Annotated in this window: 5 protein-coding genes; 1 reads left to right on the forward strand and 4 read right to left on the reverse strand. The window is 45.2% G+C overall.

All coding sequences use genetic code 11. From position 1 onward, the window contains the following. From AAB400_01250 to AAB400_01265, 4 genes are all read right to left on the reverse strand, one after another. A partial coding sequence (locus tag AAB400_01250; GenBank protein ID MEK7648521.1) for a uridine monophosphate kinase occupies positions 1-575 on the reverse strand: 575 nt, incomplete at its 3' end. Positions 576-738: 163 nt separating this feature from the next. Then, positions 739-1380, reverse strand: a complete 642-nt coding sequence (pth, locus tag AAB400_01255) for an aminoacyl-tRNA hydrolase (protein ID MEK7648522.1) — start codon at positions 1378-1380, stop codon at positions 739-741. Continuing rightward, positions 1377-2747, reverse strand: coding sequence for a ribosome biogenesis GTPase Der (der, locus tag AAB400_01260; protein ID MEK7648523.1), 1371 nt, complete (start codon positions 2745-2747; stop codon positions 1377-1379). The genes pth and der overlap by 4 nt, the downstream gene beginning before the upstream one ends. Positions 2748-2856: 109 nt before the next feature. Beyond that, positions 2857-4071 carry an MFS transporter gene (locus AAB400_01265; GenBank protein ID MEK7648524.1) on the reverse strand — a complete coding sequence of 405 codons (1215 nt, stop codon included), beginning with the start codon at positions 4069-4071 and terminating at the stop codon, positions 2857-2859. Positions 4072-4381: 310 nt separating this feature from the next. Between AAB400_01265 and AAB400_01270 the strand changes: the two genes are divergently transcribed. Continuing rightward, positions 4382-5323: a class I SAM-dependent methyltransferase gene (locus AAB400_01270; protein MEK7648525.1), complete on the forward strand. Its 942-nt coding sequence runs from the start codon at positions 4382-4384 to the stop codon at positions 5321-5323. The last annotated feature ends 100 nt before the right edge of the window (positions 5324-5423 follow it).

Consider the following 5423-nt stretch of genomic DNA (forward strand, 5'->3'; position numbering starts at 1 on the left):
CCCTTCTTAAGCATGTTGAGCGCATCGATTTCCGGAAGGAATTTTGCCTTTGCATTCAGCTTTGGATCTTCCTGAAAAATCCCTCGCACGTTCGTCGCCTTGAGGATGGCCTGGGCGTTGATTTCTGATGCACGCAGAGCAGCAGCGGTATCAGTGGAAAAATAGGGGTTTCCCGTACCGCATGAAAAAATCACAATTCTCCCCTTCTCCAAATGCCGCAGTGCTTTACGCCGTATGAATGGCTCTGAAATCTGAATCATGGAAAGCGACGAAAGGACGCGCGTATACATACCCGCACGCTCGAGCACATCCTGGAGCGCAAGTGCATTGATCGCTGTTCCAAGCATACCCATGTAATCTGCTGTTGTGCGATCGATGCCGATCTGCGCAAGTTTCTGTCCGCGGATGAAATTCCCTCCTCCAATGACAATGCCTATTCTACATCCTAGGGAGTGGATAGACTTAATTTCTCGAGCGATATAATTGAGCGCATCGATATCCAGCCCAAGTTGGCCCTTGCCGCCCATAGCTTCACCCGAAAGCTTGAGAAGGATTCTTTTCCAGTGTAGTTTCATATGAGATGATTATTTTAATTATAATTATAGCACTAAACCGCCCCCTCTTGACAAAAAGGCGATTTTATGCTATAATTGCGTTGTAAAAAGTACCTAAGTCTTTGGCATGATCTTTGTCAGCGACGGCCCACTCGAAGTGCTCCTCCTCACGTCGATAGGGCAGTCACGCTGACAAAGAGCGTTCCGAAGACTTTTCTTTTTGATGGTATTTCTGTTGCGCCCGACTAATCCCTTCCGTAAGCGATATTTCGAGCGCATCAATAACCTGTGGAATACACACCTCCATCGCTCCCCGTTCAGCGGGGGTAAATGGCTTCAAAACAAAATCTGCCGTTGGTTCTCTTTGAGCTTCAACCAGCCGTATGCCAATACGAAAACGCACGAATGCCGTAGTGCCAAGCACATCAATGATACTCTGTACGCCATTATGCCCAGCCGAGGAACTATTCTGATCGATTTTAAATTTTCCAAGAAGGATATCAAGTTCATCGTGGATAACCCAGAGATCAGTTGATGGTTGTACCTCTCCAGGCGCATAGCGCAACCATTCACTGACTACATCCCCGGATTTATTCATGTAGGTAAGTGGCTTAATGCAATACAACCGCTCAGATTCCTTGCACGATATCCCATGGCATCGAAACTCCCAAGATTCGTAGGATTTCTTTTTCTCCGCTCCCACAAGCGTAAAGGCCTCATGATTGAGCCATTTCGCAACGGCGGCGTCCACAACCGCAAATCCGGCATTGTGACGAGTACCATTATACTGCGTGCCTGGATTTCCAAGTCCAAAAAGAAATTTCATACATGCCGCCTCCTCTGCTCAGTATAAATAACGACAGCCGTACCTGCAAACCCAAATAACTCTCGGAGTCGATTTTCCAAAAAACGCAAATAGGCATAGCTAAAACTATCCGGCTCATTCACACTCAAACAAAACCGTGGCGGGCACGTGCCTGTTTGTTTGAAGCCGAATATGACTGGCTTTTTTCTGTTGCGAAGAATCTGCGGAGGCTGGCGTTTGATCATTTGCTTGAGAAACACTGTACAATCTTTCTGCTCTAGAAGTTTTTCTCTCTCAGTTTGAATCGCAAGTATCATATCGAGGATTTTGGAAACCCGCTGTTCCGCCAGTGCAGAGACGAAAAGCATCGGCGCCCATGGCACAAAGGAAAACTTTTCCCTGAAATACCGTTCGTACGATAGAATTGTTTTTGGATTTTTATCTTCCACAAGATCCCACTTATTGATAATGAGCATGATGCCCGCGCCAACATCGATTGCAATTTGCAATAATTTCCTTTCTTGAGTAGTCGCTGTAACGCTTGCATCCAAAATAAGTATGACAACATCTGCTTTTTTTATGCTCTTAATACTTCGTAATAAACCCTCGCGATCGATGATCGAACGTACCTTTCCCTTTTTGCGCATGCCGACCGTGTCGACAATCACCAATGGTATGCCCTTATACTCAATATGCGTATCTTGAGGTTCGCGAGTTGTATGCGCTATGGGACTCACGATCACACGCTCCTCGCCAAGCATTCCATTCACCAATGAGGATTTGCCGACATTTGTCCTGCCGATAATTGCAATTTTAATCGGCTTCGTCTCAGACGCTTCTTGTTCTTTTTCTTCCGGGACAAAGTGTGCCATGACAATATCCAATAAATCGCCAACTCCCAATCCACTGGCGGCAGATACGGGAATAGGTGCTCCTAAACCAAGCCGTAAGAATGTCTGATCATAGAGACCCGAAACCTGAGAAATCTTGTCGACTTTATTGCCGACAGCAATAATAGGCCTTTTCGTGGCTTTTCGTAGATTGCGCAAAAACTGGTTATCATCAACGGTAATTCCCTCTTGTCCATCAACCACAAACAATACGATATCCGCATCCTTGATAATTCGGCCAAGCTGTTTTTGGGTCTGTGTATCAATATCTGTTTTGGGCTTTGGATCATAGCCGCCCGTGTCTACAACAACAAACTGCCTACCCCGCCAAGTACATATGCCAAAATTACTATCACGCGTGGTGCCGGGCACAGGAGCAACTACTGCCTTTTGTTCGCCGATTAAACGATTAAAAAGCGTTGACTTGCCAACGTTGGTTCTGCCAACAAGCGCGACTTTTGGCAATGATTCGTATTCTTTGGATAATGCTCCCTTCATAAAAAAAGACTACCCAGGTTTGGTAGCCACTCTATCATTCTGGTATATATATCATAACATGCAATATGCTATCACTTTTTTATTTAAATGTCAAAAAAAGGGACATCACCTAAGATGTCCCATTTGTTTCGCGCACTCTGATGCGCACATAGACGGCAAGTCCGCCAACTATCAACACTATGCCTGAAATCATCCATGATGCACCATCCGACATTGTCGTTGCAATAATGCCGCTAACCAATAGTCCTGTAATAGATCCGATATGCCTCGTTGTCGACTGAAGTGAGTCGAGGGTTGCGCGTTTTTCTGATGGGATGTTTGCATTGAGATATTTATCCTTAATAGGATCAAATAAACCCCGCCCAAGCTCGTGCAAGATGAATGCAGGCAAACTTATGCCAATCAATGGGATAAGCCCTGCCAATCCAAGCCATATACCCGTAAAAACAAACGACACCAGAATCGCCCGCTGTTCACAGCCGATCCACTTGGCAATTCGGAAAGCATAGGTAGAACCTGCAAACATTGCCGCAAGCGCAGTAAAGTGAATGAACCCGTACTGATACTGTGCATGGATTGCTGGCTTAAAATACAGCTGCCAAAACATATTTGGCGCCTGTGTAGCAAAGAGGAATACCGCATTGGCAATGAAGAGGAATTGGATCACAGGACTCTTCAAGCCAAAATGCAAGCCCTCAACGATGGTATTTCTGAATGCTTTGAAGCCATCTGTCCATGAGTATTTCTTTGGCTCAAAGTATTCTTCCTTCATAACCACAAAGACTAAGATGCTGGTGCAATACAGAATGCCTGCTCCCCAAAACCATGGGAGTGATAGGCCATGCATACTCACGAGACTGCCGCATATACCGCCTGCCATAGCTCCAAGTAATTTCATCTGTGCCTTACGCTGGTAGATGACATCAATTGCATCATGTCCTCCCGAATGCTTTAGTCGGTCAACTGCCCATGCTTGTAGCGCACCATTTTCGAATGTCAGTCCAATACCTGCGATCACTTCCGCAAGGACAAACGCCCAGAATGAATGGGAAAAGCCGTAGATAACCATGCCTGTTGCTCGAATGCTGAACGCAAGAACGCAAGCAGTTTTTCTGCCGAATACATCGGCGATTGCACCGGTGGGCAATTCTCCCATGAACAGCGTGATCATAAAGAAGACATTCACAATATTCATGGCAAGCCGGTCGAGTCCATAGGAAGTCAGGAATGTTGCATAAGTCGCGCCAACAAACCCCATGCCATACATTGAGAGAAAAGATAGCGTGTAGAAGATTGCTTTTGTTTCAATCACTCGTCTACTCATAGTGTTCAAGGTACAATTGTGGAAAGGCTAACCAAAAACGAAAAACGCCTCGGTTATCTTCCCGAGGCGCCTTTTATGGTGAAAAAAATATGAATGTGATTACTTTTCTCTATAAAAAACATCTCGGAAGGACAACAAGAAACTCGTCCAATCTGCGACTGGATTGCAATTCTGATAACCCGAGATTTTGTGCATAGTATTCATATGAAAAAGAGTTTATCATGATTTAACGTTTGTGTCAAATAAAAAGGGTGTCTCATCTTGACTTTTCCGATACGTATGTATAGAATTGCACCATGTGTACCTTGACATGGGAAATCTAGTTTTTCCTTTTGGTGACCAGCCACATTCTCGGCAAGATTTCATTCTTCATAAAGATTCAGCATTTCTTCAAAAAGGCATTGCAGGAAGCTTTCTTGAATTTCTTATCACGGCATTTGATTCTATGTGTATGGCAGATAGAATGAGTGATGAATATAGTGAGCATATCATATCTGTTGATGATCTTACTGACCCTGATGCAGTGTGCAGAAAACTTTGGAATCGACAGGCAGCAGAATGGGCAATGATCGAGAGTCCTGCGAACTATGGCATCACTATTGATACCTACGCAAAATATATCCGCTTCAATCCTTCAAAGAAAAAGGAAACTATGGTGAGCCTGGGGGCGGGACCCGGTCTCTACGAGGCTTTTATGAGGATGCTGTTTAGTCAACCGACCTCAAGTCGCGATCTCAAAATCTATTGCGTAGATTATGCGCAAGCCATGACGCGCTGGAACAAGGAAATGCTCAAGCGCCTACAGATTGCAGGCGTTGAACCGGTGACAGGTGACATGATGGCACTGACGTTCCCCGATCAATCTATCGACCAGGTACTCTGCAATAATGCACTGCAATGGGTATCTGATTGGAAAAAGGCGCTCGATGAAATGGTTAGGATTATCAAACACGATGGCATGCGGAGACTCTATTTAGTCATCAACCTACATCCAATGGTTGTGAGGGATTCGGAAGAAAACGTCATCATTACGCTTGGGGATTTCACGCTCGACCAAATCCTCGACGAGCTTGAAGCGCGAAACTGCGATATCAATAACATTCGAAATATGCTCGACAGACAGGGAGTTGGGCAGAAGGGTGGGATGCTTCAACGCACATTCATTGAAGCTGAGCTCCAACCACAGGGATGCAAGCGGCGCTGGAGAGATTTCGCAGGAACGCCTGAAATAAAAGGCATACATCTTTCATGAGCCCAACGCGGCTCTTTTTTTTATTTTGAATACTGCTTTTGGTAATAAGCTTTATAGTGCTCCCCTGATTTGAGGGGCTTCCACCAGGATTCATGGTCTC

Source organism: Patescibacteria group bacterium (genome assembly GCA_038065255.1).
Lineage (GTDB): Bacteria > Patescibacteriota > Patescibacteriia > JACQRZ01 > JACQRZ01 > JBBTRI01.

Excerpts from the sequence above, each read along its gene's own strand:
- pth (MEK7648522.1), bottom strand. The coding sequence starts at position 1,380 with ATGAAATTTCTTTTTGGACTTGGAAATCCAGGCACGCAGTATAATGGT.
- der (MEK7648523.1), bottom strand. The coding sequence starts at position 2,747 with ATGAAGGGAGCATTATCCAAAGAATACGAATCATTGCCAAAAGTCGCG.
- AAB400_01265 (MEK7648524.1), bottom strand. The coding sequence starts at position 4,071 with ATGAGTAGACGAGTGATTGAAACAAAAGCAATCTTCTACACGCTATCT.
- AAB400_01270 (MEK7648525.1), top strand. The coding sequence starts at position 4,382 with ATGGGAAATCTAGTTTTTCCTTTTGGTGACCAGCCACATTCTCGGCAA.